Annotated in this window: 23 protein-coding genes and 1 tRNA gene; 13 read left to right on the forward strand and 11 right to left on the reverse strand. The window is 63.2% G+C overall.

The window, feature by feature from the left end:
- Window positions 1-3: 3 nt before the first annotated feature.
- Window positions 4-1,215 carry an extracellular solute-binding protein gene (locus C1725_RS15060; RefSeq protein WP_102412385.1) on the reverse strand — a complete coding sequence of 404 codons (1,212 nt, stop codon included), beginning with the start codon at window positions 1,213-1,215 and terminating at the stop codon, window positions 4-6.
- A 58-nt stretch (window positions 1,216-1,273) separates the two neighbouring features.
- The gene (locus C1725_RS15065; protein WP_102412386.1) at window positions 1,274-2,167 is read right to left on the reverse strand and encodes a nucleoside hydrolase; all 894 of its coding nucleotides are present in this window, start codon (window positions 2,165-2,167) and stop codon (window positions 1,274-1,276) included.
- A gap of 209 nt (window positions 2,168-2,376) precedes the next feature.
- On the opposite strand from C1725_RS15065, the gene C1725_RS15070 reads away from it, so the two are divergent.
- A complete protein-coding gene (locus C1725_RS15070; RefSeq protein ID WP_346026710.1) occupies window positions 2,377-4,281 on the forward strand; it encodes a PfkB family carbohydrate kinase in 1,905 nt (634 codons plus the stop codon).
- A 281-nt stretch (window positions 4,282-4,562) separates the two neighbouring features.
- On the opposite strand, the gene gltA is transcribed toward C1725_RS15070, so the two are convergent.
- The 3 genes from gltA to C1725_RS15085 form a co-directional block, all read right to left on the reverse strand.
- On the reverse strand, window positions 4,563-5,945 hold the full coding sequence (gltA, locus tag C1725_RS15075; RefSeq protein WP_102412388.1) for an NADPH-dependent glutamate synthase: 1,383 nt from the start codon (window positions 5,943-5,945) through the stop codon (window positions 4,563-4,565).
- A complete protein-coding gene (locus tag C1725_RS15080) occupies window positions 5,945-6,835 on the reverse strand; it encodes a sulfide/dihydroorotate dehydrogenase-like FAD/NAD-binding protein (RefSeq protein ID WP_102412389.1) in 891 nt (296 codons plus the stop codon). Before C1725_RS15080 ends, gltA begins: the two co-directional genes overlap by 1 nt.
- Before the next feature lie 95 nt (window positions 6,836-6,930).
- A complete protein-coding gene (locus C1725_RS15085) occupies window positions 6,931-8,109 on the reverse strand; it encodes an iron-containing alcohol dehydrogenase (RefSeq protein ID WP_102412390.1) in 1,179 nt (392 codons plus the stop codon).
- Between the two features lie 149 nt (window positions 8,110-8,258).
- Between C1725_RS15085 and C1725_RS15090 the strand changes: the two genes are divergently transcribed.
- Complete coding sequence (locus tag C1725_RS15090) at window positions 8,259-9,254, forward strand: SH3 domain-containing protein (protein WP_102412391.1); 996 nt, start codon at window positions 8,259-8,261, stop codon at window positions 9,252-9,254.
- A gap of 271 nt (window positions 9,255-9,525) precedes the next feature.
- On the opposite strand, the gene C1725_RS15095 is transcribed toward C1725_RS15090, so the two are convergent.
- Window positions 9,526-9,601 (reverse strand) — tRNA-Lys (locus C1725_RS15095).
- A gap of 214 nt (window positions 9,602-9,815) precedes the next feature.
- Here C1725_RS15095 and C1725_RS15100 point away from each other — a divergent pair.
- The 6 genes from C1725_RS15100 (at window position 9,816) to C1725_RS15125 (ending at window position 16,442) form a co-directional block, all read left to right on the forward strand.
- Window positions 9,816-11,135 carry a peptidoglycan-binding domain-containing protein gene (locus tag C1725_RS15100; protein WP_346026711.1) on the forward strand — a complete coding sequence of 440 codons (1,320 nt, stop codon included), beginning with the start codon at window positions 9,816-9,818 and terminating at the stop codon, window positions 11,133-11,135.
- Between the two features lie 131 nt (window positions 11,136-11,266).
- Window positions 11,267-11,953 (forward strand): cyclase family protein, encoded by a 687-nt coding sequence (locus C1725_RS15105; RefSeq protein WP_102412393.1) that lies wholly within the window; start codon window positions 11,267-11,269, stop codon window positions 11,951-11,953.
- A 200-nt stretch (window positions 11,954-12,153) separates the two neighbouring features.
- A complete protein-coding gene (locus C1725_RS15110) occupies window positions 12,154-13,548 on the forward strand; it encodes an MATE family efflux transporter (RefSeq protein WP_102412394.1) in 1,395 nt (464 codons plus the stop codon).
- Between the two features lie 97 nt (window positions 13,549-13,645).
- On the forward strand, window positions 13,646-14,320 hold the full coding sequence (locus C1725_RS15115) for a response regulator (RefSeq protein WP_102413362.1): 675 nt from the start codon (window positions 13,646-13,648) through the stop codon (window positions 14,318-14,320).
- Window positions 14,308-15,678, forward strand: coding sequence for an ATP-binding protein (locus C1725_RS15120; protein ID WP_102412395.1), 1,371 nt, complete (start codon window positions 14,308-14,310; stop codon window positions 15,676-15,678). The genes C1725_RS15115 and C1725_RS15120 overlap by 13 nt, the downstream gene beginning before the upstream one ends.
- A gap of 74 nt (window positions 15,679-15,752) precedes the next feature.
- Entirely contained in the window at window positions 15,753-16,442 is a 690-nt protein-coding gene (locus C1725_RS15125; RefSeq protein ID WP_102412396.1) for a VTT domain-containing protein, read from the forward strand.
- Window positions 16,443-16,583: 141 nt separating this feature from the next.
- Here the strand turns inward: C1725_RS15125 and C1725_RS15130 are convergent, their stop codons facing one another.
- The 5 genes from C1725_RS15130 to xylB all read right to left on the reverse strand — a co-directional run bounded on the left by C1725_RS15130 (window position 16,584) and on the right by xylB (window position 22,665).
- Entirely contained in the window at window positions 16,584-18,116 is a 1,533-nt protein-coding gene (locus C1725_RS15130) for a S41 family peptidase (RefSeq protein ID WP_346026712.1), read from the reverse strand.
- A 68-nt stretch (window positions 18,117-18,184) separates the two neighbouring features.
- Window positions 18,185-18,958, reverse strand: coding sequence for a response regulator (locus C1725_RS15135; protein ID WP_102412398.1), 774 nt, complete (start codon window positions 18,956-18,958; stop codon window positions 18,185-18,187).
- On the reverse strand, window positions 18,946-20,661 hold the full coding sequence (locus tag C1725_RS15140) for a histidine kinase (protein WP_102412399.1): 1,716 nt from the start codon (window positions 20,659-20,661) through the stop codon (window positions 18,946-18,948). The genes C1725_RS15135 and C1725_RS15140 overlap by 13 nt, the downstream gene beginning before the upstream one ends.
- Window positions 20,662-20,712: 51 nt before the next feature.
- Window positions 20,713-21,126 carry a hypothetical protein gene (locus tag C1725_RS15145; RefSeq protein ID WP_102412400.1) on the reverse strand — a complete coding sequence of 138 codons (414 nt, stop codon included), beginning with the start codon at window positions 21,124-21,126 and terminating at the stop codon, window positions 20,713-20,715.
- A gap of 15 nt (window positions 21,127-21,141) precedes the next feature.
- Window positions 21,142-22,665 carry a xylulokinase gene (gene xylB, locus C1725_RS15150; RefSeq protein ID WP_102412401.1) on the reverse strand — a complete coding sequence of 508 codons (1,524 nt, stop codon included), beginning with the start codon at window positions 22,663-22,665 and terminating at the stop codon, window positions 21,142-21,144.
- 216 nt (window positions 22,666-22,881) lie between these two features.
- Here xylB and C1725_RS15155 point away from each other — a divergent pair, with 216 nt between their 5' ends.
- The 5 genes from C1725_RS15155 (at window position 22,882) to C1725_RS15175 (ending at window position 26,161) form a co-directional block, all read left to right on the forward strand.
- Window positions 22,882-23,448 carry an ECF transporter S component gene (locus C1725_RS15155; protein WP_102412402.1) on the forward strand — a complete coding sequence of 189 codons (567 nt, stop codon included), beginning with the start codon at window positions 22,882-22,884 and terminating at the stop codon, window positions 23,446-23,448.
- Window positions 23,449-23,515: 67 nt separating this feature from the next.
- Window positions 23,516-24,571 carry a hypothetical protein gene (locus tag C1725_RS15160; protein ID WP_102412403.1) on the forward strand — a complete coding sequence of 352 codons (1,056 nt, stop codon included), beginning with the start codon at window positions 23,516-23,518 and terminating at the stop codon, window positions 24,569-24,571.
- A 53-nt stretch (window positions 24,572-24,624) separates the two neighbouring features.
- Window positions 24,625-24,795, forward strand: a complete 171-nt coding sequence (locus C1725_RS19450) for a hypothetical protein (protein WP_346026713.1) — start codon at window positions 24,625-24,627, stop codon at window positions 24,793-24,795.
- A gap of 371 nt (window positions 24,796-25,166) precedes the next feature.
- Window positions 25,167-25,781, forward strand: a complete 615-nt coding sequence (locus tag C1725_RS15170) for a hypothetical protein (protein ID WP_102412405.1) — start codon at window positions 25,167-25,169, stop codon at window positions 25,779-25,781.
- Entirely contained in the window at window positions 25,778-26,161 is a 384-nt protein-coding gene (locus C1725_RS15175; protein WP_102412406.1) for a nuclear transport factor 2 family protein, read from the forward strand. Before C1725_RS15170 ends, C1725_RS15175 begins: the two co-directional genes overlap by 4 nt.
- The last annotated feature ends 4 nt before the right edge of the window (window positions 26,162-26,165 follow it).

The following is a 26,165-nucleotide window of genomic DNA, read 5'->3' on the forward strand; positions in this document are numbered from 1 at the left end:
TCATTACTTTCCGAAGATCTCGTCGAGGTTCTCGTTGAGCGACGCACGGTCGTGCAGCACGAAATATGACGCGAGCTCCTGCTGCCATTCTCCGTCCACGCCGGAGGCCCAGTTGAAGTGCAGCCACGGTTCGCTGCGGCCCTCTTCGTAAAGCAGGCTGGTCACGCCCTCGATCTGCGGGGAAACCGCCTTGACGCCGTTGATGGTGGAGGGGGACTTTTCACGGTCGGCAAAGTACTGCGCCGTCTCGGTGGAAGTCAGGTAGGCGACGAAGTCCTGCACCTGTTCCGAATTCTGGGTGTCCGCCGCGATGGAAAAGGCGAGGTCGATGCCGTACTGGATCATGCCGTTGCCTTCGTCGTTGGGCATCGGGAACATGGCAATCTCGTCCTGCATGCCCGCCTGCTCGGTCACGGCAAGCGCCCAGATGCCCTGCGGGAGCATGAGCGCTTCACCGCGGCTGAACAGCGCGACGGCCGTGCTGTAGTCGGTGCTGATCGAGTCCGGCTGCGAATTGTCCTCAAAGAAGTCGAGCCAATCGACCATCTTCTGAAACAGGGCGGAATCTTCCATCTTCACGCCGCTGTCTGCGAAGAGCGCATTCGCCGCCTCCGCGCCCTCCAGGTTGAGGAGGATGTTCTCCGCAAGGTGGCCGACGGTCCAGCCTTCCTTAAAGCTGGTGGCCATGGGAATATAGCCCGCCGCCTTGATCGCCTCGCACAGCGCCTTCAGTTCGTCCCAGGTGGCCGGCGCCTTCAGGCCCAGCTCGTCAAACTTCGTCTTGTTGTAAAAGATGCCCCAGCCGTTGACAGTCATGGGAATGCTGTAGCTTTTGCCGTCGACCTCGATGCCGGACAGAAAGCTTTCGTTGATGTTCTTGAGATACTCGCTGCCCGTCAGATCCATGTAGTAGCCCTCAGCCGCCTGCAGGCGGAAGTCCGATTCGTTCGGATACACGCCCAGGATGTCCGGCAGGTCGCCGGAAGCCATGCGGGAGTACAGGACGGTCGCCGCGTCAGGCACCTGCGTCTGCGTAACCTTTACGCCCGGATTTCCTTCCTCGTACATCGCGAAAATCTCGTTGAACAGGTCTACGGTCTCGCTCTTGCGCGAGAAAAACTCGATCTCCGCCGCGTCGTCCGCCAGCGCCAGAGCGGATGTCAGGCACATCGCCGCCGCCAGGATCAGGGCCAACCCATGTCTCATCGTCTTCATGTGGAAATCTCCTTTCGTCTTTCAGGTCTTCTTTTTTTCTTCCAGCGCATTCCCAGCCTCATGCCTTTAGCTGCGGAAACACCCTGGCAAAAAACAAATCCTTAAACCGCTCGCAGTCCACCTTTGCCGCCACTGCGGCGTTGGCCGGCGGCTCGCTTCCCCAAAACGCGTCCACCCTGCGGGCGGTAACGCCGCGCGAAAACTCCCCTGAGCGCTCTACGCGCAGCTGCATGGGCTCAAATTCGATCAGCTCCGGATGGGCGATCGCCGCGGCTGTAAGCGGGTCGTGCAGGATCGGCATGTGGTGCGAGCGCTCCATCCACTTCCTCGTCCAGCGGCTCAGCAGCCGGACCCGTTCGTCGTCTACGGCTTGCATCGCCTCCACCTCCTCCGGCGTCATCCGGCACTTCAGCGTCACGTCCAGGCCCACCATCGTGACCTTCTCGTAGCTTCTGAACACGATGTCCGCCGCTTCCGGGTCGCAGCACACGTTCCACTCGGGATAGTGTGCGGAATACATGCCGCACATCACATACAGCGGCACGCCGCGCATCACGTCGGGCGCGATCCTGACGGCGCAGGCGATGTTGGTCAGCGGGGCGATCGCGAGGATCGCCGTGTCCGGGTGCCGCCGCGCCGTTTCGATGATAAAGCGCACGGCGTCCATGCTGCAGTTGGGTTCAACCGGGTTCACCCCCTCGTCCCAGTGCGCCGGGATGTCCTCTACGTCCGCCGGGGTGTTCAGCGGCTGCCTGATTCCCTCCGCCACCGGAACATCCAGCCTGCCATACGCGCGCAAAAGCTGTAACACCAGCTGGCTGCGAAGACGCGTATTGCGAAACGCCGTCGTAACGCCCAGCACGTTCAGCCCGGGTTCCGCCAGCGCGTAGGCAAGTGCGTAGGCGTCGTCGATGTCGTCGCCGATATCGGTATCGATGATCACATTCTGCATGCCGTGAAAGACCTCTCTTCTTTTCCTGCCAAGGATTGTAAACCTTTTTCTTAAAATGTTTTTCTTGTGCACACTGTACCACAGGAGTTATACAGTGTCAATAGATAAAAATCATTTTCCTAAAATATTTTTCCCATTTGTGCACGCTATTGCAATCTGCAACCTTTTCCTCTAAAATGATATTTATCATGATTTACCGGGGGATGCATATGACCATCAAGGATATCGCCAGGGCCGCGGGCGTCTCCATCGCGACCGTCTCCAAGGTGCTCAACGGCAAGGAAGAGGGCGTGGGGGAAGACACCAGAAACCGCGTGCTGCAGGTCGTTCAGGAGATGAACTACGTTCCCTATTCTAAGATTCGCCACCGTCTCGCCCAACAGAGCGGCATCGTCTCGCTGATCTTGCCCAGCCTTGAGACGCCCTTTCTCTGCGCCTTTTACGCGCATGTTTCCCGCCTATTCCAGTCCACGGAATATGCGCTGTCCCTCGCGCTTACGGGGTTTGACCCGGAGGCCGAGCGCGCGGCCATAGACAGCTTCTGCGAACGGCAGGCGGCCGGTATCCTCCTGTATCCCTCCGGCGAGGAGGCCTGCCGTCATCTTCTTACGCACCCCGAAAGGCCCTCTTCCGTCGTGCTGATCGACGGCGAGGGCGACACGCCCCTGCACACGCGCGTGTCGCGGCTCCACGCAAAGGCCGCCGCGCAGGCGGTGCAGCTGCTCGTCCAGTCCGGTGGCCGGCATATCGCCCTGATCCTGCATCCGGGCCCGACCTTCGTCTTAGAGCAGCTCACGGGCGGATACCGGCGCGCCCTGCTCGATTCGGGATACGAATACGACAAAAGCCTCGTCGTTTCCCTGGACAGCTTCTTCGATCAGTCCGCGAACATGCTGCTCGGCCTCGGCGTCAACGGGATCGTCTGTCAGGACATGGCCTGCGCCCGGGCGGTGTACGCCTTTTTGTCCAAGCAGCACCTGCGCGTCCCCGACGACGTCGCCGTGATCTCGTTGGAGGATTCGCCCTACACGCCCCTGCTCACTCCCCCGCTTACGACCTGCGGCTTTGACCCCAAAGAGCTCGCGGAAAGCTGCTTTCAGGCGCTCATGGCCCAGCTAAGGCCCAAGGCCGGCCAGGCGGCGGAGCCCCTTCCGCCCCTGAACGCGCACCTCATCAGCCGCCGCAGCGTGGAGCGGGAGCTTCATCCGGAGCCAAGCAAAATTGCCGTCGTCGGCTGGCTGAACATGGACGTCAACCTCGAAATCCCCTATCACCCCGCGTTGGGCAACGCGCTGACCGCCACCCATATGAACTGCCTGCCCGGCGGCAAGGGAGGAAATCAGGCGATGGGCGCCGTGACGCTGGGCGCTTCCGCAGTCATGATCGGCGTGCTGGGCAACGACCTGTACGGCAAGCAGATCTACGCGCAGCTCATGCGCGGCGGCGTGGACATGCAGGCCGTGACGTTCGACGAACACCACCCGACCGGCACTGCCTACATCAACATCATCCCGGACGGTTCCAGCACCACGATCGGGAACGCCGGCGCCAACTGCTGCCTGGACCGCGAATATATCGCCCGTTACGAACCGCTGATCGCGAAGAGCAGCTATTGCCTGATGGAGGGCGAAGTGGACGAGGAGGCGCTCGCCTATCTCTTGGGCCTCTGCCGGCGCTGCGGCGTCTGCTCGATCTTCAAGCCCAACCTGACCCCGACGCCGCGCTTTATGCGGGAGGTGATGGGGCTGGCCGACATCCTCGTGCCCAACGAAAACGAGCTCGACATCCTTCTCCCCGGCACGGGCGACGTGGAGAAGAAGGCTCGCGCGCTCCTCGCGCTGGGCGTTCAGCACGTGATCGTCACCCGGGGAGCAAAGGGCTGCCTGTGGGTGCACGGCGGCCAGTCCAAAGCCTACCCGGCCGCCTCCGTCCGCTGCATCGATTCCACCGGCGCGAGCGACGTCTTCATCAGCTGCCTCGCCGTCCTGCTTACGGAAGGCAAGGACATGGACAGCGCCATCCGTTACGCCAACGCCGCAGCGGGCTACAGCGTCATGTGGAAGGGCGTCCAAAACGCCATCCCGGACCGGCAGACTCTCGAATCCCTCTGCTAGACAGGCGCATAAGCCGTACAGCCGCCCGATGCGTCCGGGCAAAAAGAAGACCGGCATCGCTGCGCGATGCCGGTTCCAGATGATCGACAAGGTATCGTCATATAAGTAGGTGCAGGAAGGGAGCCTTTGCCTTCATCAAAGTGCGCGAGGCCCGACCGACCGGCAAAGCCGGTCGATACGATTCCACATGAAGGGGAAGCCTCCCCTTCATGCATCCCCTTTTATAAGACGATACTTTGTCAACGGTCTGAGGCCCGCCGTCCGGCGGGCCCTTTTGCGCCTTATTTGCCGCTCAGGTATTCGTGAATCCCCTTCGCGGCCGCCTTGCCCGCGCCCATGGCGAGGATGACCGTCGCCGCGCCCGTCACGGCGTCGCCGCCCGCGTAGACGCCCTCCTTGGTGGTCTTTCCGTTTTCCTCGTCCGCGACGATGCAGCGCCACCGATTCGTCTCCAGCCCCTCCGTCGTCGAGGCGATGAGCGGGTTGGGCGACGTACCCAGCGCCATGATGACCGTGTCTACCTCCATGACGAATTCGCTGCCCTCGATTTCCACCGGGCGGCGGCGTCCGGAAGCGTCCGGCTCGCCCAGGCCCATCTTGACGCAGACCATGCCCTTCACCCAGCCGTTTTCGTCCAGCAGGATTTCGCGGGGATTGGTGAGCAGGTCGAACAGAATGCCCTCTTCCTTGGCGTGATGGACCTCCTCCGCGCGCGCGGGCAGCTCCTTTTCGCTGCGGCGGTACACGATGTGCGTCTGCGCGCCGAGCCGCAGGGCCGTGCGCGCCGCGTCCATCGCCACGTTGCCGCCGCCTACGACCGCCACGCGCTTGCCCGTGATGATGGGCGTATCGGTGTCCTCCTCGAACGCCTTCATCAGGTTGGCGCGCGTCAGGTATTCGTTGGCGGAAAACACGCCGCTGCCGTTCTCCCCCGGGATGCCCATGAACTTGGGCAGGCCCGCGCCGGAGCCGATGAAGACCGCGTCAAAGCCCTCGTCCTCGATGAGCTGGTCGATGGTCACGGAGCGGCCGATGATGACGTTCGTCTCGATCTCCACGCCCAGACGGCGGACGTTCTCGACCTCCGCCGCGACGACCTCCGCCTTGGGCAGGCGAAACTCCGGAATGCCGTAGACCAGGACGCCGCCCGCCTGGTGCAGCGCCTCGAAGATCTTGACCTCGTAGCCCAGCTTGGCGAGGTCGCCTGCGCAGGTGAGCCCCGCCGGGCCCGCGCCGATGACGGCCACGCGCTTGCCGTTCTTCGCGGCGGGCGCCTCAGGGCGGACGCCCATCCGGCGCGCCGTATCCGCAGCGTAGCGCTCCAGTTTGCCAATGGCGACCGGTTCTCCCTTGACGCCCAGTATGCACTTGCCCTCGCATTGGGTTTCCTGCGGGCAGACGCGTCCGCAGACGGCGGGGAGCGCGGAATCCCGCGCGAGAACCCGGCTGGCCCCCTCCGCGTCGCCTTCCTTCAGGCGCGCGATAAAGCCGGGGATATCGATGCCGACCGGGCAGCCGCCGACGCACTGGGGCTTCTTGCAGCCGAGGCAGCGCTGCGCCTCCGCCACGGCCTCCGCCTCGTCGTAACCGAGACAGACCTCTTCAAAGTTGCGCGCGCGCACCTCGGGCGCCTGTTCGCGCACCGGCACTCTCGTCTTAGCCATCAGTCGTCACCTCCGCAATGCCCGCACCCGCCGTGATGCGTCTTTCCTTCGCGCAGCCGCAGCAGCGCGCGTCCTTCCTCCGTCTTGTACATCTGCTGGCGCTTCATGGCCTCGTCGTAGTCGACGAGATGCCCGTCAAACTCCGGCCCGTCCACGCAGGCGAACTTCGTCTCGCCGCCCACGCTCACGCGGCAGGCGCCGCACATGCCGGTGCCGTCCACCATGATGGGGTTGAGCGACACGACCGTCTTGATGCCGAGCTCACGGGTGAGCTCGGCGCAGAACTTCATCATGATCATGGGGCCGATGGCCACGCAAAGGTCGTAGCGCCTGCCCTGATTTTCCACCAGGTCGCGCACCACGTCCGTAACGAGGCCCTTCATGCCCGCCGAGCCGTCGTTGGTCGCGGCGTATACGTTCCCGGCGACGGATCTCATCTCGTCCATTAAAATGAGAAGATCCTCGCTGCGCCCGCCGACGACCACGTCCGCGGCGATGCCGCGCTCGCGCAGCCACTTGACCTGCGGATACACCGGGGCCGCGCCCACGCCGCCCGCCACGAAGAGAATGCTCTTCTTTTTCAGGCTCTCCTCGTCCTCCAGCGTCAACTCGCTCGGGCGCCCGAGCGGGCCCACGACCGTGTCAAAAGCATCGCCCACGCCCATCTCCGCCATGCGCTCCGTGGAAGCGCCCACGGTCTGAAACACGATGGTGACGAGCCCCTTCTCCCTGTCGTAATCGCAAACGGTCAGCGGAATGCGCTCGCCCTTCGCGTCGATCTTGACGATCAAAAATTGCCCCGGCTGACAGTTCTGCGCCACGCGCGGCGCTTCCACATCCATGAGGTAGATCTTGTCCGCCAGCTTTTCGGCCCTGCGAATCGGATACATGAAATTCCTCCAATGCAACGGCATCAAAATATAATTGCAGGTTTAATCTTAATGCCTTGCAGGAGAAATGTCAAGCAGACCCCCCTGTCCAATTTTTATGCGTCTTTGCCCGCACGCGCGCCATAATAGGCCTGACGCAGGATTTCCCGCAGGTCGCGCGCGTCCGCCCTGCGCGGGTTCGACGCGGTGCAGGCGTCCTCCGCCGCGAGGCGCGCGATGCTGTCCAGCGATTCCGTGAACTTCTTTTCCTCCACGCCCGCCGCCTGAAGGGAGCTGGGCAGGTCGAGCACGTTGCTGTAAGCCGCCACCGCCTCGCACAGCGAATCCGTCAGCCGCTCGTCCGTGTCGCCCTTGAGCCCCAGGCGGCGCGCAATCTGCGCATAGCGCCCGGCGCAGGCCCCTTGATTGAAGCGGATGACGTAAGGCAGGTAGATGGCGTTCGCCATGCCGTGCGGGATACCGAACAGCGCGCCCGTCTTGTGCGCAAGGGAATGCGTGATGCCCAGCAGCGCGTTGGAGAAGGCGATGCCCGCCAGGCACTGCGCGTAGTGCATCTGCTCCCGCGCGCGCTCGTCCTCCTCTTTATAGGAAGAAAGCAGGTTGTCCATCACCTTCTCGATGGCCGCGAGCGCCATAGGGTCGGTAAACGCGCTGGCCGCTGTGCTGACGTAGGCCTCGATCGCGTGCGTCAGCGCGTCCATGCCCGTGCAGGCCACGAGCTCCCGGGGCATCGACATCGCGAGGTCGGGATCGACGATCGCGACGTCCGGCGTCAGGCCGTAATCCGCCAGCGGATACTTCACGTGCGTGCTTCCGTCCGTGATGACCGCAAAGGGCGTCACCTCCGTCGCCGTGCCGGAGGTGGAGGCCGCCGCCGCCAGGCGCGCCTTTTTCCGCAGCGCGGGCAGTTCAAAGGGCTTCTTCGCCTCGTCGAAGCGCAGGTCCGGATGCTCGTAAAAAACCCACATCGCCTTGGCCGCGTCGATGACGGAGCCTCCCCCGACGGCCACGATCCAATCGGGCTCAAACGCGGCAAGGGCCTTCGCCCCCTTCATCACCGTCTCGACCGAGGGGTCGGGCTCCGCCTCCTCAAATCGCCGCACCTCCAGCCCGGCCTCTCGAAGCAGCTCCTCCGCCCGCTGCGCAAAGCCGTTTTGCCGCATGGCCCGGTCCGCGACGAGCATCGCCCGCCTGCCGTCGAGCTCGCGGAGCCGGCCTAGCGCCCCCCGGCCGAAATAAAGATCGCGCGGAATGGTAAAACGCCTGTCTTCCATAAAGATTCCCCTCCTTTTTGAGATGGGATTAGTATGACGCGGCGGTTTCTTCCTATTCACCCGCGCGCCGGTGTATAGCGTATCCCATCCCGGGTACAATGACTTGCAAGCACTTTTCGCAATGCCTATCGACCAAAGGAGGAATCGCCATGCGTCCCGTCCGGCTCCGTCTGCTCCCATGTCTCTTGTTTCTGGCTCTCTCCCTCTCCCCCTTCGCTCAGGCAGAGGAACCCGCCACCGCGTTCGTGCGTAACCCGAGCGCCACGTCCCGCCTCAACCTGCGCGCCGCTCCCTCGGCGGAGGCCGAAGTGCTGATGCAATACTACACCGGCGTTCAGGTCGCGGTCCTCAGCTCCCCCTCGGAGGAATGGGCCGAGGTTCGCGTTGGGGAGGGCGCGGGGGAGATGCACGGCTACATGATGGTATCCTTTCTCGCGTTCGACGGGGATGCTTCGGAGACCTCCGCCTTACCCGTCTACGCGCCCGGCACGGCCTGGACGCTGCTGAGCGCGCGAAGCGCCGGCGCGCCGGCGCTGCTGGAGCTTGAAGCCGAAGATCAGGGCGTCGTGCTGGGCATGTCCAGGGACTGGCTGCACGTGAGCGCGGGGAACGTCTCGGGCTTCGTCCCGAATCCCAAAGCCCCGCAGGCCGTTTCCTCCCCCTCGCCCACCGCGCTGCCGCAGCTTACAGCCTCCGCGCAGGCCACAGCGCCCACGGTGCTCGTGCTGCGCGTGGAAACGCCCGTCTACGCAGCCCCCGGCGAGGCCGGTTCGCCGCTCATCGTGCTGCCCGCCTACGCACAGCTGCCGCTCCTGCAAACGACGGAGCAAGACTACGCGGCCTCCATGACCGGCTCGATCGTCTACGTGTCCCGTTCCGCACGCCCCTGGACGGACGTGGACCTTCGCGTCTACGCGCAGAGCCTGCGCCTGCCCGTGCGCGCCGTGCGCGAGACGAAGCTGCGCACGGGGCCGGGCGAGGAATGGCCCGCCGTCGAAACGCTGCCCGAGGGCGCGCAGGCGCTCGCAAACGGGGACGCGCTCCTGGCCGGCCCCCCGGAGGACGGCTGGCGGCCGGTGCGCATCGGGGAGGGCGCGGACTTTCCGCTGATCGCCTATGTAAGCGAGCAGGACGTAGCGGAATGAGCAAAGGACGGCGTTCACAAAGCGGTAAAAAACCAGCTCCGGCGGATGCGCCATCCGTGAACCGCCTCCCGCAAAGCGGACAGGCAAATTTTCTCAACTCCCGCTTTTCGCCGTACAATTCTTTCATTTAATGTACGGCAAAAAGGCAAGCAAAAAGGAGATGCCGTTTCCGTCATCTCCTAAAAGCATAAGATATTTTCCCTTACATAAAACAAATCCGAATCCGTCACAACAGTTCAACCTGCCTTGACGAGTTCGGATTCTATGCATCTGGTGCGCCATCAGGGACTCGAACCCGGGACACCCTGATTAAGAGTCAGGTGCTCTACCAACTGAGCTAATGGCGCATAACGTGCAAGCACATAGCTTGGCAACGGATGATATTATATATGCTTTCCCTGTCTGTGTCAAGCGAAAAAGGCCGTTTTTTGAAATATATTTTGGTTTTCTGGTTTATATCGTATTTATTTCAAAAATATTTCGATTTTGTTAAATTCTTCATTGACATCCGAAAACGGATGTCATAAAATAGTCACAGAGTTATGCAAAGGAGAGATGGACTTGAAGCAGAATATGCTTTTTTCGCTGCGCCGCGCCTGCGCAGCCGGTGTCTGCACGGCGATGCTTCTGGCGCCCTGCGCCGCATTGGCCAAGGACTATAAAAATTTGAAGCTGGGCAAGGAAAGCACGGAGGTAGCGGATTTGCAGCAGCGCCTCAAGGATTTGGGGTACTACACGGGCCGCATCTCCGGGCACTACGGAGAACTGACCGAATCTGCCGTCATCGCCTTTCAAAAGGACAAGGGGCTCGACGCGGACGGCATCGCCGGTCAGTCCACACAGGAGATGCTCTTTGAGGGCAAAACTTCGTCCTCCTCGTCCTCTTCTTCAACGTCCTCCCCGTCCGCCAGCTCTTCGTCCAGCCTGCTCAAGGAAGGCAGCAAGGGCGACGACGTCCGCCAGCTTCAGACGAAGCTCAAGGATCTGGGGTACTACAAGGGCAGCGTCACCGGCAATTTCGGCAGCCTCACCGCGCAGGCGGTCATGGACTTTCAACGCAAGAACGGCCTGAGCGCCGACGGCGTCGCCGGGAAAAAGACGCTCGCGCTGCTGAATAATTCCTCGTCCGGGTCCGGCGGATCCTCCTCCAGCTCGTCCGAATCGGCCACCCTGCCCACGTCGGCAGTGCTCAAGATGGGCAGCAAGGGCGATGACGTGCTTTCGCTGCAGAAGAAGCTGAAGGAGCAGGGCTATTACTCCGGCGACCTCACCGGCAACTTCGGCAGCCTCACCGCCCAGGCGGTCATGAGCTTTCAGCGCAAGAACGGCCTGAGCGCCGACGGCATTGCCGGCAAGAAGACGCTCTCCCTGCTGAACGGCGCCTCGTCGTCCGGTTCGGGCGGTTCGTCCTCCGGCTCGTCTTCGACCACGAGCCCGAACGCGGGCACGGCCGCCAAGGTGCAGAACGTCAACTGGTACACGATGCGCGGCAAGTACCCGAACGGCACCATCATGACGGTCTACGACTTCTCGACCGGCTACAGCTGGAACCTGTCCGTCATGTCCAAGGACAAGCACTGCGACACGGAGCCCGTCACCGCCGACGACACGAACAACATGTACAAGGCGTTTCTGGGCCTCAGCAAGTGGACGATCAAGCCCGTGTGGGTGACCTTCCCGGACGGCAACACCTACATCGCCGCGACTTACACCGTCGCTCACGGCACGCAGCACAACACGCAGAACAACTTCAACGGTCATATCTGCGTGCACTTCCCGCTCTCCATGTCCGCGGCGGAGGAGATCGGCGACTGGGCCGTCAGCATGCAGAAGGCGATCGTCACCGGCTGGGACAAGACACAGAAGATGGCCGCGCAATAAACCACCTTTTATCGCGCCGGAGGGTGCGGCACCGCCGCTTCCTCCGGCGCTTTCTGCGCTTGACACCGCACGCCCGGCGCGTATATACTACAGGTGGATACTTCCAAAAGAATCTGTCAGGAGTGATTGACGTGAGCGTATATCAGCTGGGTTCCCTGCGCGTGGTCGATCTGACCAAGACGCTCGATCCGAAGACCGAGTCCCGCCGCTGCCATATGTACCGCTTCAACACGGGCGGCCCGATTCCGGACTTTCACACCATCATGGATCTCACCAGCCATCTGGGCACGCACGTCGAGTGCCCGTATCATCACAGCGACGACTGGCACGACGTGCAGCAGCTTCCGCTGACGACGTTCATGGGCCGCTGCGTATACCTCAAGTTCGAGGATCTGGCCCCCAACGCGCACATTGGCGCCGCCGACCTCGACCGCATCAGCCGCGGCCGGGTGCGTGAGGGCGACATCGTCATCCTCGACTCCAATCACCCCTATCCCCCGTTTACGCCCGGCACCAATTCGCCGGACGACAAGCGCCTGTTCATCAACAGGGAGAGCGCGGAGTGGTTCAAGAAGATGGGCGTCAAGTGCGTAGGCTTTGGCGACGGCGTCTCCATCGAGAACTGCTACGAGGATGTCTGCGCGTTCCACGACGTGCTGATGGAGGTCGACTGCGTGTTCCTCGAGGTGCTCAAAAACCTGGACGAGCTCACCAGCGACGTCTTCTTCTTCTCCTACGCGCCGCTGCCCATCAAGGGGCTCGATTCCTGCCCCGTGCGCGCCTACGCGATCGAGGGCCTGCCGGGGTTCACGGAATAATGCATCCACATTGATACGCCCGCCGCGAACGCTTACGCGGCGGGCATTTTTGTCATTTTCAGGATGTCATCATGCCCCGCCAGGGGCAAATCGGCCCCAATTAGAAATATATTTCGCATCATTCATTTTATTGTTCGTCTTTTCAGCGAAGGTCATCTATGATACAATAAGAGCATTACGGTTATAAGGAGTCATTCATTATGGCAGGCAAACTCAAGGCGCTTTTCGGCGCGCAGGACATGACGGTCGGCAGCCCATGGAAGAACCTGGTCATGTTCTCGACGCCGCTCCTCGTGGGCAATCTCGCTCAGCAGCTTTACAACACCGTCGATTCCATCGTCGTCGGCCGCTACGTAGGCGACAGCGCGCTCGCCGCGGTCGGCGCGAGCGGCCCGGTGCTCAACCTGCTGCTGCTGCTCTTCATGGGCATCTCCACGGGCGCGGGCATCATGGTATCGCAGTATTTCGGCGCCAAGCAGCGGGACGAGCTTTCCCGCACCATCGGCACGTGCATCATGCTCACGCTGCTGTCCGGCATCATCATCATGGTGGTCGGCCCCCTGATTTCCGGCCCGCTCATGGCGCTGCTGGGCACGCCGGACGAGATTTACGGCATGTCGGTCTCGTATCTGACGATCATCTTCCTGGGCATTCTGGGGTGCGGCTACTACAACATCCTCTCCGGCGTGCTGCGCGGCATGGGCGATTCGCTCACCCCGCTGCTCTTCCTGCTCATCGCGTGTTTTCTTAACATCGTGCTGGACATCCTGTTCGTGGCGCAGTTCGGCATGGGCGTCGCGGGCGTCGCCTGGGCGACGATCATCGCGCAGGCCATCTCGGCCCTGCTGTGCTTCCTTCGCCTCTTCCAGATGAAGAGTCAAATCGACCTGAACAGAAAGACCCTGCGCCTGGATCGCGCCATGACCAGCCGGACGATCAAGTTGGGCCTGCCCTCGGGGCTGACGCAGGCGATCTTCTCCATGGCGGCAATCGTCGTGCAGGCGCTCACCAATACGTTCGGCACCAGCGTCATCGCCAGCTCCATCGTCGTCATGCGTGTGGACGGCTTCGCGATGATGCCCAACTTCACCTTCGGCATGGCGATGACCACGTTCGTCGGGCAAAACGTCGGCGCGGGGCTCATGCACCGCGTGGACGAGGGCACGCGCGACGGGCTCAAGATGGCGATCGGCGTCTCCTGCGTGCTGACGGCCTGCATCCTGCTCTTTGGGCGGAACCTGATGCAGCTCTTTACCGGCACGGAGGAGGTCGTCAACCTCGGCATGCACATGATGCGCATCCTGGCCGTCGGCTACATCGCGATGGCGGTCACGCAGTCGCTCTCCGGCGTCATGCGCGGCGCGGGCGACACCATGACGCCGATGTGGATTTCCATCATCACCACGGTCATCATCCGCGTGCCGATCGCCTACCTCTGGGCAAACCTCACCAAGACGCCCGAGCTGCCGAACGGCTCGCCCGACAGCCTCTTCGCCTCGCTGCTCATCTCCTGGGTGCTGGGCGCGCTCATCACGTTCGTGTGCTACCGCAACGGGAAGTGGCGCAGCAAGGGCTTCGTGCGCGCCGAGGCCTGAACCTAAAGTCGATCTTCCGAAAGCCGCTCGAAGCGGCTTTCTTTCGTTGAACATTTTTTGATGTTTTCGGGCTATGCTGTCAGCAGGAGGGATTTTTATGCAGCCGACCTTGCTCATCGTCGACGACGAAGCGGACATCCTGTCCATGCTTCGCGATTACTTTGAAATGGAGGGGTATCGCGTCGTCACCGCAAGCAGCGGCCAGCAGGCGCTCCGCCGCGCTGAGCAGGGGCCCGACCTCATCCTGCTGGACGTCGGCCTGCCCGACATCGACGGGCTTACCATCTGCAAGCGCATCCGCGAGCACGTCGCCTGCCCCATCGTCTTCGTCACCGCGCGCGTGGAGGAATCCGACATGCTGCGGGGGCTCGGAGTAGGCGGCGACGACTACGTGGTGAAGCCCTTCAGCATCGAGCAGCTCGGGGCGCGGGTCAAGGCGCACCTTCGCCGCGAAGCCCGGCGCGCGCAAAGCACGCGCGTGCGCTTCGACGGCGACCTCACCGTCGATTACGCGAGCCGCTGCGCCTACGCCAAGGGAGCGCCCATCCCGCTGGCGAAGAAGGAATTTGACATTCTGGCGCTGCTCACGGAAAACGCCGGGCAGGTCTTCGACCGCGAGCGAATCTATGAAGCCGTCTGGGGCTACGACGCGGAAGGCGACAGCGGCGTCATCCCCGAGCACATCCGCAGGCTCCGTCAAAAGCTCGCGCAGGCGGGGTGCAGCGCGCGCATCGAAACCGTCTGGGGAGTGGGCTACAAATGGGTAAAATAGAAGGGCGGCAGCGAAAGGAGGCCCGCAGGGCAGCTCGCGCAAGCCGCCGCGCCCGGCAGCAGGAGAAGCGGCGCGCAAAAAAGGAGCGGCGCGCCGCCCAGCGAAGCGGCCGGCGCTCAAAGCGCGGACGTCTGCGCGTGTGGTTCGATAACCTCGCCATGCGCAAGGCCTTTCCCGCGTACATCCTGTTTTACCTGGCCGCCGGCACGCTCGTCTGCATGATGCTGCTGGGGATCTTCGACACCCTGTACAGCAACCTGCGAAACGCCTATCAGTCCGCTTTCCCCCGTCCCCCGGTGGACGGGAACGTTTACATCTCCCTGTCGGACGTCGCCGCGTATCAGGTTACGGAGGACGGCGTGCTGCTTCAGAACGTCGAGCTCGCCCCCGGCGACCGCCTCCTGCTGGTCTTCATCCACGCGGGGCAGCTGCTGACGATTCCGCTGTGCCTGCTGGGCGCTGTAGGCGCGTGCAGCTTCTCCTTTTACAAGCGCCGGATGCGCAGGCCTCTGCTCCTGCTGCGGGATGCCTCCAGACAGATCGAGCAGAACAACCTCGACTTTCACATCGAGTACGACCGAAAGGACGAGCTGGGGCAGCTCTGCGCAGCCTTTGAGCGCATGCGCGCCGCGCTGCTTCAAAACGAGCGCGCGATGTGGCGCTCCATGGAGGAACGAAAACGTCTGAACGCGGCCTTTTCGCACGACCTGCGCACGCCGCTCACCGTGTTGCGCGGGCAGACGGACATGCTGCGCCAGTTCATGCCCAGCGGCAGGATCTCGACCGAAAAGGCGCTCGCCACGCTGGACACCATGAGCGCGCACATCAGCCGCCTGGAAGGCTACGTCGCCACCATGAACGAGCTGCAGCGTCTGGAGGACATCGAGCTGCGCCCGCAGCGAATCACCTGCGGGGAAATAGCGCGGATGCTTCGCGCCTCGGCCGAAGTGCTCTGCCGGGAGAAGGGGCTCGCGCTCACCCTCAGCGAGTCGCATCCCGAAATCGAGCTGTCGCTGGATGCCGCGCTCATTCAGCGCGTGTGCGACAACCTGCTCTCCAACGCCCTTCGCTACGCCTCCGCCGGGCTGCGCCTGGAGTGCGCCGCGGCCAGCGAAACGTTCCTTCTGCGCCTCAGAGACGACGGGCCGGGCTTTTCCGAAGACGCCCTGCGCAACGCGACGCGCCCCTTTTACCGGGGCGACCGGCGCGACGACTCCGCGCACTTCGGCCTTGGGCTGAACATCTGCCGCGTTCTGTGCGAGCGCCACGGCGGCAGCCTCGTGCTGGCCAACGGCGAAGCGGGCGGCGCGCGCATCGACGCGTTTTTTGAAAGTTTTTCAGAATCGAAAAAAAGTTGAACATTTCAAGGTACACTCTCCTTACGAAAAAGGGACGGCTTTCGCCGCCGCCCGATCGCAAGGAGCGTGTTTTTTTGAACGGAAAGAAGATCGATCGATCGAAGGCAAAGGGCGTTTGTCTTCTGCTCGCGGGCGCTGCCTGCCTGGCGGTTCTCGCGCTTGCGCTGTCGGAGCCGCTGATGAACCTGGTGAAGGATCCCCAGACATTCCGCGACTGGGTTTCAGACAAGGGCATCTGGGGCCAGCTCGCCTGCGTAGGGCTGATGTTCCTTCAGGTCGCCATCGCGGTGCTCCCCGGCGAGCCGCTCGAAATCGCGGCGGGCTACGCCTTCGGCGCCTGGCAGGGAATGGCGCTTTGCCTGATTGGCGCGCTGCTCGGCTGCCTGGTGGTGGTGCCGCTCACCCGCCGCTACGGCACGCGGCTGATGCGCCTCTTCTTCAAGCAGGAGCAGATCGACTCCCTCGGCTTTCTGCAAAACACCAAGCGCCTGAAGCTATTGGTGTTCGTGATCTTCTTCATTCCCGGGTCGCCCAAGGATCTGCTCAACTACGGCCTTGGGCTGACGCGCATGCGCCTCACCGACGTGCTGCTGGTGACCGGTATCGCGCGCATCCCGTCGATCATCACCTCCACCCTCGGCGGCAGCGCGCTGGGGCAGCAAAACTACCTCTTCGCCGCGGCGGTGTTCCTGCTGACCGGGCTCATCAGCGCGGCCGGGCTCTGGTATTACCGGAAGCTGAGCCGGGAGGAAAAGGCGGCCTGACGCCAAAATATGCTGAACCAGAAAAAGGCACATCGCCGCATGGGATGTGCCCTTTTGTGATTTCGTCAACCGGAGGAGACGCAAAGTCGCTTAAAGCGCCCGCGAGGAACGCACATCCAATCCATCCGTCCGGCTGCGATGTCAGCGCATCAGGTTCTGGACCAATTTGACGGCAAGCTCCTCCGCCTCCGCCTCGCTCACCCAAAGATCAGGAGAGTACCCGACGTATTCCTCAAAACTGCCCTCTGCAAACACCCGGAGATCGCTTCCCAACTGAACCACAATTCCGCTTTCCGGCAAGACCAAGGCTGTGTAGGCGTTGCTCAGCAACATGCCGTAGGTGTTCTGACCTATTATCAAGGTGTTTTCCACATTCATAGCCGCATCCACAAAGATTTCGGCGGCGGAGGCGGTATTTTTCCCCGTAAGTATCAAGAGCAGCGGCTCGCTGGGGACAAAGTTGTCCGGCAAATCGCCGTTTATCCTATACTCTGCGTTAAAGGGCGCGCTTCCGTCATAGGTTTGCATTTCCTCTATCGGGACGTAATAGGGATTTTTCGGGTCCTGCCCGTAGGCGCGCATCTCCTCTTCGTTCCAGCGCTGGAACGTCAGATGGTTTGTAGTAACCTGCGTGCCGGTGAAGGCCGAAAGCCACTTGAGGGGCAAGATGCCGTTGCCTCCGCCATTGGAACGCATGTCTACCATGGATACAGGCGATTCCCGCAGCTGCTCCGCGTAGCGCAAAAACACCTTCCCATTTTCTCCGCCCGGCGCCTGATCAAAATCCATGCTGCGCGCGAAGAGCACGGGGATGCCCTGCCTATCGCGCAGCTCCACCTGCACGCCGCTTTGCTCATAACCGGATTTCCACTCGGGCGGCAGCAGTGTTTCACTGCCGCCGTCAGCATACCGCACACACAGCGGTTCGGGGACGAGCCCATTTTCCAGCAGCACAACCGGATAATAGACGACCTCTCCCTCTGGGGAAATGGACAGGCGGAGCAGCTCTTCGGGCGGTTTCTCCGCGATGGACGCTACGACACGCCCGCCGTCCGCCGTGACATACGCCTCTCCAGCCCTCAGGTAGGCAGAACCCAGGTTGTAAACGTGCGCTTTTACCGGCTCAAAAAATCGTACGCCGTTTATCGTAAAATGCGCATCGCGAATGAACCGCAGCTGCTCGACGAGAAGGGCGGACAGCTCGCCCGCAGTCAGGCTCTTTTGGGCCTTGCACCGCTCAAGAACGCTTCCCTCCGCCTCCAGGAAGACATCGTCGCCGCCGAAATAATGATAGGGGCCGTAGGCGGATTGCAGCGCCTTGAACAAAACGTCCACATCGCGCATCACCTGCTTGGCCGACAAAAGCGCCGCCTCGTCGTATCTTTTTCCCTGCCCGTAGGCGGTTAAATCGAACGCCTTGTCAGGGGAGCCGTGGATGTAGTCCGCAAACTTGATTTCGGGCTTTACAACGGCCTCGTGCTTGCGGTTGATCTCCTCCATCAGCGCAGGCATCGTTTCCATTCGTTCCGGCGCAGGCGCGGCGACTTCCGATCCGGCCGCCGGTTGACCGGCTAAAGCGTGAGATCGCTCTGCCGGGGAATCGGGCCGTAAGGCCGAACAGCCTGGCAGCACCATCAAAAACGCGAGGAGAAGAATGACGGTTCGTTTTTTCACGCTTTGCATCCTCTTCAATTCTTCACATTTGAATCGACAACGGTTCTCCCCGGCCTTCGGGCTTGGGGTCAGGCCCGCTTTCCCTCTCGGTATTCGCTGGGCGTCACGCCGACGATCTTCTTAAACGTCTGGCTGAAGTAGCGAAAATCGCGGTAGCCGATCAAGTCCGCCACCTCGTAGACGCGGATAGAGGGATCCTGAAGGAGCGCCACGGCCCGCTTGATGCGGTAAAAGGTGAGGAATTCCACAAACGAAAACGCCGTGTGCTTCTGAAACAGATGGCTGAGGTGGCTCTCGGACACATGCAGCGTCTGCGCGACCTCGCGCAGGGTCAGCGGCATGGCGTACTGCTCGTGGATGATGCGCACGGCCGCCTCCACATACTGGTCGCCGCCCATGTGCTGCGCGCGCTGCTCGAACTCTTCCAGGCGCGTGCCCGCCTGCTCGACCATCTGCTCGTGCAGCTTGCGCCTGTCCGCGCGGGCCGCGGCGCGGCGCAAGGCCGCCACCAGCTCCTCGTCGTCCACGGGCTTGAGCAGGTAATCGCACACGCCCAGCTGCAGCGCCTCGCGCGCGAGCTGAAACTCGCCAAAGCCCGTCAGCACGATGTACGCGCCCGCGCCCTCCGGCTCCGCCGCGCGGATCATCGCAAGGCCGTCCATGCCCGGCATCCTGATGTCGGTCATCACGATGTCCGGATGAACCCGCTCGATCAGCGCAAGCCCCTCCGTCCCGGTCGCCGCCTCGCCCACGACCTCCATGTTCAGCTGCTGCCAGGGGGTCGTCATGAGCAGGCCGCGCCGCAGCAGCGTTTCGTCCTCCACGAGGATCACCTTGTACACGTCTCTTCCTCCCCGCGCATTCTGGGTATTACGAGCCGCACGCACAGGCCGCCCTCCGGCCTGTTGACGAGCTCCAGCCCGCAATCCTCGCCGTAGTGCAGGCGAAGCCTTCCCTGCACGTTGGCGACGCCCACGTGTTCGCGCCCGTCCTCCGCGCGCCTTCCGTCCAGCACGTCCTGCATCCGCTCCGGCTCGATGCCCGCGCCGTTGTCCTCCACCTCGATGCACATCCGCCCTTCCTGCGCGCGGGCGCGCAGGATCAGCCTGCCGTCCGCGCGCCCGGCAAGGCCGTGCACGATCGCGTTCTCCACGAGCGGCTGGAGCAGCAGGCGCGGCAGGCGTTCCTCCATCAGCTCCGCGTCCACGTCCTCTTCGTAGGTAAACGACTCGTAACGCAGGCTTTGAATCTTTACGTAGCTCTTGATGAGCCTCAGGCTCTCGTCAAGCGTCACGAACTCCTCGCCCCGCTCGGTGCTCGCGCGCATCAGCCGGGCGAACTGGGTCGTCACCTGCGCCGCGTCGTCGTTTCGGTTCAGCTTGATGAGCCATTTGATGGTATCCAGCGTGTTGTACAGGAAATGGGGATTGACCTGCGCCTGCAGGGCGCGGTACTGCGCGCTGCGCTCCGCGTCCTGACGGCGCACCAGCTGATCGACCACGTCCTGAAGCTGATCGGACATGCGGTTGAACGAGTGGGCGAGCGCGCCGAATTCGTCCCCCCTTCGTTCCTCGATGTGCGTGCCGATCGCGCCCGCCGCGACGCGCTCCATGGCCTTGGAAAGCCTACGCACGGGCCGTGAAAGGTAGCGCGCGAACAGCAGCGCGACCGCGATGCAGCTGGCTCCCGTGACGAGGCAGGCCAGCACGGTGATGTTCGTGAACATCTCGCCCGCGCGCTCCACCGAGGAAAGGGACGTGGCGCACAAAATGCGCAGCGCTCCATGCGCGCCGGGCTGCACCCCGATCCATGCGTCGTCGAGGCGCGCGTCGCCCGGCGTTTGCAGCATTTGAAGCGTCTGCTCGTCCGAAAGGACGCTTCCCTCGCGCCGCGGATCGAGCATGTCCAGCGCCACGGCGCCCGCCGCGTCGCAAAGCAGCGCCTGCGCGCCCGCCTTCTGCACGTAAGGGGAATACGCCTGCGTCAGCGCGTCGCGGGTGAGCGTGCAGGCGACGTAGCCGATGACCTCCGCCCGGTAGCGCACCGCCCGGCAGAGCGTGACGGCGTACCTTTGGCCGTGCGCCGAGCGGTACGGCGTCACCAGCACGAACGGGTCGGCGGCCGCGTGCGCCCGCCGAAGCGCTTCGCCGCCGCGCGCCGGGTCGATCTGCTCCGGCGGTTCGTCGGTCGAAAGCAGCACCGCCTCCTCCGAAACCACGTAGAGCGCCGCCTCCTCCTGCGCGCTCGAAAGCGCGAGGTCGAGCAGAGCGCTCACGCCGCGCGCCTGCGCGCCGTCGCCGCGTATGAAGTCGTGCACCGCAGGCGTGCGTGCGAGGACGGTCAGCGTGTCGCTGTAGCGCGCGCACAGCGCGTCCACGGCCAAGCTCACCGCGTAAGCCGTCTCGCGCGTCTGCTGCGCCTGCGCCTCGATCAGCGTGCGCGTGGTCATCCGCCGAAAGTATAGCCCCAGCAGGCCCGTCGGGACGAGCGCGATCACGCACAGGCAAAGCAACAGCCGCTCGAAAAAATTAAGTCCCCGGCGCATTGCGCACCTCCCCTACGGGCAAGCGGCCCGCCGTATCCTGCGTGCCCGCCCTCAGGCCTTCCGGTCGAACTTGTGGCCGCACAGCTTGCAGGTCACGGTGACCTCGCCCACGCCCTTCGGGATGCGCAGCTTGCCGCGGCACTTGGGGCAGGTGAAGTAGGCGTACTTGTCCCTGTTTTTGAAGCGGTTATAGCGCTCCTCTACCTTATGACGCAGCGGCTGCGCCATCAGCAGGAACTTTTCATTTTCCATACGGCGGGACGTAAAGTTGGTAGAAAGCATCCGAAACAGCGCCCAGCCGATCATGGCGTAAGCGACGAGCGTGAGCAGCGACAGCGGGGGCAGGACGCCCAGCACCAGAAAAGGCAGCGCGCCGTAGAGCAGCGTGCGCGAAAGCGCGTCCGGGCCGCACCGGCCCTGCATGAACCGGGCAAGCCGGTCGCGCAGATCGTCCAGAAATTTCATGAAAGCATCCCCTTCTCAAAGGCTCGCAAGCGCCTTGAAGTCCGCCCGCATGCTGCGGTACAGGCGCTTATACAGATCGAAATACGGCTGATAGGCCGCGTGCGCCGCCGCGTCGGGCTGCTGCGTGGCGTCCCTGCGGATCACAGCGTCCGCAGCCTGTTCTACGCTCTCGTAGACGCCCGCGCCCACGCCCGCCAGAATGGCCGCGCCCAGCGCCGGGCCCTCGTCCACCGCGAGGGTGGAAACCGGGCAGCCGTACAGGTCGGAAAGCATCTGCCGCCACAGGGGGCTGCGCGCGCCGCCGCCGCAGGCGGTCATGCGCTCCACCGGCACCCCCATCTCGCGGAAGACCTCCACGCACTCGGCCTGCGAATAGCCGACGCCCTCCATCACCGCGCGGATGAGGTGGGCGCGCGTGTGCATCGCGGACAGGCCGAAGAACACGCCGCGGCAGTCCGGGTCGGGATGCGGGCAGCGCTCGCCCATGAGATAGGGCAGGTAGATCAGCCTGTCGGAGCCCAACGGCACGCAGGAGGCCATGTTGCCCATCAGCACGTAGGGATCGACGTCCTCCTCCCGCGCGCGGAGCACCTCGCCCTCGCAGCAGGTGTCGCGCAGCCAGCGCAGGGAAAGCCCTGCGGCCAGCGTGCAGCTCATGGCCGTCCACTTGCCGGGCACGGAGGCACACAGGGTATGGATGCGCCCCTTCGGGTCGATGGAGACGCTGTCAGAGATCGCGTACACGACGCCGGAGGTGCCCAGCGTGGTAAAGGCCGCGCCGCTCCTGACCACGCCCGTGCCGACTGCGGCGGCGGAGTTGTCCGCCGCGCCGCCTACGACGGGCGTACCCGCGCGCAGGCCCGTCTCCTCCGCAGCCCGCGCATGCACCCGGCCGGTCACGTCGGGCGATTCGTAGATGGGCGAAAGCAGCGCCCGGTCGATCGAAAGCTTCTCCAGCACCTCGGCCGACCAGCAGCGGTTCGCCACGTCCATGAGCTGCATGCCGGAGGCGTCCGACACCTCGGTCGCCCATTCGCCCGTCAGGCGGTAGCGGATGTAATCCTTCGGCAGCAGGATATGCCGGCAGCGCGCGTACAATTCCGGCTCGTTTTCCTGCACCCAGAGGATCTTCGCCGCGGTAAAGCCCGTCATCGCGGGGTTGGCCGTGATCTCGATGAGCCGCTGCGCGCCGATGAGCTGCTTCATGTGCTCGGCCTGCGCGCCTGTACGCTGGTCGCACCACAGGATCGCCCGCCGCAGCACGCGCCCCTCTGCGTCCAGCATCACCAGCCCGTGCATCTGGCCCGAAAGCCCGACGGAAACCACGTCCCCCGACTTCACATGCGCCGCCGCGAGGACCGCCTGCGCGCCCTCGCACACCGCGCGATACCAGTCCTCCGGGTCCTGCTCCGCCCATCCGTTGTGCGGCTGATGCATCGGGTATTCCGCCGTGTGGTTTGCCACGGCCTGCCCCGCCTCATTAAAAAGCACCGTCTTGGTGCCGGAAGTGCCCAAATCCACGCCTAACAGATAACGCACGTCGCCACGCCCTTTCGCGTTTCAATTCTGCGTATATTTTATCACATTTGTCTATGAAAGTCATCGCCCTTCTTGTAACCCGGCATCGGTTGCGGTATAATAAAAAAACTTACGGCCAGAAGGCCGCGCGCATCCCCTGTTTTCCATTTTATGTCGGGCGTCATGAAGGCGCCCTGCGCTCCCCCAGGGAGCCGGCAAGAAATGGAGGAATGTTTCATGAAACGCAACGCAACCCTTCGCCTCGTCCTCGCCGCACTCTTTACCGCCCTCGGCGTCGTGATGCCCGCCGTGTTCCACTCCGCCTGGCGCACCGTCGGCTCGGTCTTTCTGCCGATGCACATCCCGGTGCTGCTGTGCGGATTCATCTGCGGCTGGCCCTATGGACTGGCCTGCGGCGCGCTGACGCCGCTGCTCTCCAGCGTCATGAGCGGCATGCCGCCGATCTTCCCCACCGCCGTCTCGATGGCCTGTGAGCTGGCCGCCTACGGCGCGTTCAGCGGACTGCTTTACGGCGTGCTGCGCCCAAGGCTCCCGCTCAAGCAGCCGCTCACCGTGCTCCTTTCCCTCGTGCTTTCGCTGCTGCTCGGGCGCGTGGTGATGGGCGTGGTCAACACCCTGCTCTACAGCGCGCAGGGCAACGCCTACACGTTCGCCGCCTTCATCGCGGGCGCGTTCGTCAACGCCCTGCCGGGCATCGTCATCCAGCTCGTCGCGATTCCCCTGCTCGTGCCGCTGATCGAGCGCGTGCCGGGCGTAAAGGATCTGAAAAGCACCGCCGCCTGAGCCGTCCCCGCGCGGGAAAACATCTCCCCGGGGCAATCTCAACGCCATTCCAAAGGAAGGTCCTCGCATGTCAGAATTTCTGCGCGCATCCCTGCGCGCCCATCCCGCATCGCAGCCCGCGGACGCGGTCAAGCTATGCTATCAAAGCGCCTTTGCAGGCGGTCACATGATCGCGGACGCAGAAAAGAGCCTCGCTTTCCTGAAGGAAGAGCTCTTCGCGCTGCCGGACCGGGACGAGCCGCTCTTTGAACCGATCGGCGGCGGCTACGCGCGGCTGAACCTCGCCGGCGCGCGCCGCCTCGGCCTTCTGCCCGAGACGATGAACGCCCTGTTCGTGCGCGCGGCCAACCGCTGCCGGGGCACGATGCGGGATTTCAGCGAGCGGCTCTCCGCCCTGCGCGCACTCTGTCAGGCGGGAGGCTGCCCCTTCACGCCGCAGGCGCTGGAAGCCTACCTGACGGACTACAAGCTGCGCGGAAGCCCTGCCGTGCACCACAGCGATGCCTACCGCGAAGCGTACGCGCCCGCCTATCGCGTGGTGCTCGAAGACGACCTTAAATACCTCCCCGCCCTGACCCGAATCGACGCGCGTCTCTCCTGCGGACAGGAAACGATCGTCGCCATCGACGGGCGCTGCGGCTCCGGCAAGACGACGCTCTCCGCGCTGCTCTGCGAGCTCTACGGCGCACCCGCCGTGCACATGGACGACTTCTTCCTGTCGCCGGAGCGCAAGACGCCCGAGCGCCTCGCGCAGCCCGGCGGCAACGTGGACCGCGAGCGCTTTTCGCGCGAGGTGCTGCCGGAGCTGCTGAGCGGGGAGGCCTTCGCCTATCTCCCCTACAACTGCCATGCGGGCGCGCTTTCCCAGGATGCGGTGCAGGTGCCCGCCGCGCGCGTTCGCGTGGTGGAGGGCGTCTACTGCCTGCACCCCGAAATCGCGCGTTCCTATCATGTAAAGCTCTTTTTGACCGTTTCGTCCCAGACGCAGCGCCGCCGCATCCTCGCGCGCAGCGGGGCAGAGATGCTCGCCCGCTTTGAGCGGGAATGGATCCCGCTGGAAGAGCGTTATTTTGAAGCTTTTTCCATCGAAAAAGCCTGCCACGCCGTGATCTGTACGGATTGATTTCCCTGCATACGGCGGCCGCCTCTGCGAAGACTAAGGCCGAGGTGATGAGCATGGCTGAGTATACCGATCTGTACGACGTGCTGGCCGACGACAAGGAGGCCAGGAGGCTGTTCCGTTCCCTGCCCGACTACGTGCAGGGCGCTGTGCAGCAGCACGCGTGCAACATCCATTCCGAAAAGGAATTCCGCGACTTCGTAAGCAGGCAGTATCCGGATCAATAAGCGAGACGGCCCTGACATCGGGGCCGTCTCAGACCGTTGACAAAGTATCGCCTTGTAAAAGGGGATGCATGAAGGGGAAGTTTCCCCTTCATGGGGAATCGTATCGACCGGCTTTGCCGGTCGGGCGGGGTGTTTTCCGTAGTCAAATGCGCAGCATTTGCGGAGGAAAACTTCTCCCGTGACATTCGTGCAAAATGTTTATTCATTTTGCACGAGGCCATCGACTTTGTCGATGGCCAGTAGACGGCCCTGACATCGGGGCCGTCTTCCTATTTTGGCCGGCCGCCCTATCAAACGGGTGGACGCGGCGCGGTCCGGCGTGTATAATGGATGAAAACAGGGCGGTGAATTCGGAGAAAGAAGGTCTCACTATGCGCATGACGGATGCGGGCTGGGGCTATCTGTGCGAGCGGGCGAAGCCGGAGCGCAGGGAGTTCCTGCAAATTTACGCAAAGCAGTACATCGAGCCCCTCTTCGCGAGCTATCCGGAGCTTTACGGCAAGGTCTACCTGGCGCTTCGCAAGAAGGGCTTCTTCGCGGAATACGACCCGGTTCTTCACATCATCGTACCCGAAAGAGCGCTCACAGCGTATACGCCCTTTCAGCTTCGCAGCATCGCGGCACACGAGATGCTGCATCTCGTGCAGTTTCAAAACGAGGTCGGCAAGAAATCGCAGAGCAAAAAATACGAATACCAGGCGACCTTTCTGTCATGGGCGCGCGGATGTGCATACGACTTTGTCATGTCCTTCCCCGCCTCGTGCAAGGAGACGGCGTGCGCCTTTTCAAACCGCCATGGTTACTTCAGCTGCGGCGCGATTTTTTCAAAGTGCTGCCGGGACTGCTCCGAATCCGAGCTGCGCGCGCTCGCAAAAAAGCTGGAGGGGCTCTCCTTCCGCTACACGCTGAGCGACCTGCCGGATTTTGAGGCCGTCGTCCGGCGGGAACTGGGCACGGAAAAGGACGAAAAGGAGGGAAATCCATGAACAGCCAGCGATGGCTGCATCCCTACTTTGCGTCCATCGCCGCGCAGGACGCAGAGGCGATACGGAATTTTTTTCATCCGGACGCCCAAATCCTTTGGCACAACACGAACGAACGCTTCACGCTGGATGGCTTCCTTCGCGCCAACTGCGAATACCCCGGCAGCTGGGCGGGTGAGGTGGAGCGCGCCGAATCCCTCGGGGAGGGCCGCGTCCTTTCCGTCGCCCGCGTCTGGATACGCGGCGGCGGCCCTTCCTTCCACGTGGTTTCCTTCTTCGAGCTCGCGGAAGGCAAAATCGTCCGGCTGGACGAATATTGGGGCGACGATGGCCCCGCGCCCGCGTGGCGGCAGGGGCTGCGCTTAAGCGCTCCCATCCGTTAAAGCC

The organism is Beduinella massiliensis (genome assembly GCF_900199405.1).
Lineage (GTDB): Bacteria > Bacillota > Clostridia > Christensenellales > Aristaeellaceae > Beduinella > Beduinella massiliensis.

What these genes read in the sequence shown, in the direction of transcription:
- C1725_RS15060 (WP_102412385.1), bottom strand. Translation starts at nt 1,215, where the DNA reads ATGAAGACGATGAGACATGGGTTGGCCCTGATCCTGGCGGCGGCGATG.
- C1725_RS15065 (WP_102412386.1), bottom strand. Translation starts at nt 2,167, where the DNA reads ATGCAGAATGTGATCATCGATACCGATATCGGCGACGACATCGACGAC.
- C1725_RS15070 (WP_346026710.1), top strand. Translation starts at nt 2,377, where the DNA reads ATGACCATCAAGGATATCGCCAGGGCCGCGGGCGTCTCCATCGCGACC.
- gltA (WP_102412388.1), bottom strand. Translation starts at nt 5,945, where the DNA reads ATGGCTAAGACGAGAGTGCCGGTGCGCGAACAGGCGCCCGAGGTGCGC.
- C1725_RS15080 (WP_102412389.1), bottom strand. Translation starts at nt 6,835, where the DNA reads ATGTATCCGATTCGCAGGGCCGAAAAGCTGGCGGACAAGATCTACCTC.
- C1725_RS15085 (WP_102412390.1), bottom strand. Translation starts at nt 8,109, where the DNA reads ATGGAAGACAGGCGTTTTACCATTCCGCGCGATCTTTATTTCGGCCGG.
- C1725_RS15090 (WP_102412391.1), top strand. Translation starts at nt 8,259, where the DNA reads ATGCGTCCCGTCCGGCTCCGTCTGCTCCCATGTCTCTTGTTTCTGGCT.
- C1725_RS15110 (WP_102412394.1), top strand. Translation starts at nt 12,154, where the DNA reads ATGGCAGGCAAACTCAAGGCGCTTTTCGGCGCGCAGGACATGACGGTC.
- C1725_RS15115 (WP_102413362.1), top strand. Translation starts at nt 13,646, where the DNA reads ATGCAGCCGACCTTGCTCATCGTCGACGACGAAGCGGACATCCTGTCC.
- C1725_RS15120 (WP_102412395.1), top strand. Translation starts at nt 14,308, where the DNA reads ATGGGTAAAATAGAAGGGCGGCAGCGAAAGGAGGCCCGCAGGGCAGCT.
- C1725_RS15140 (WP_102412399.1), bottom strand. Translation starts at nt 20,661, where the DNA reads ATGCGCCGGGGACTTAATTTTTTCGAGCGGCTGTTGCTTTGCCTGTGC.
- C1725_RS15145 (WP_102412400.1), bottom strand. Translation starts at nt 21,126, where the DNA reads ATGAAATTTCTGGACGATCTGCGCGACCGGCTTGCCCGGTTCATGCAG.
- C1725_RS15155 (WP_102412402.1), top strand. Translation starts at nt 22,882, where the DNA reads ATGAAACGCAACGCAACCCTTCGCCTCGTCCTCGCCGCACTCTTTACC.
- C1725_RS15160 (WP_102412403.1), top strand. Translation starts at nt 23,516, where the DNA reads ATGTCAGAATTTCTGCGCGCATCCCTGCGCGCCCATCCCGCATCGCAG.
- C1725_RS19450 (WP_346026713.1), top strand. Translation starts at nt 24,625, where the DNA reads ATGGCTGAGTATACCGATCTGTACGACGTGCTGGCCGACGACAAGGAG.
- C1725_RS15170 (WP_102412405.1), top strand. Translation starts at nt 25,167, where the DNA reads ATGCGCATGACGGATGCGGGCTGGGGCTATCTGTGCGAGCGGGCGAAG.
- C1725_RS15175 (WP_102412406.1), top strand. Translation starts at nt 25,778, where the DNA reads ATGAACAGCCAGCGATGGCTGCATCCCTACTTTGCGTCCATCGCCGCG.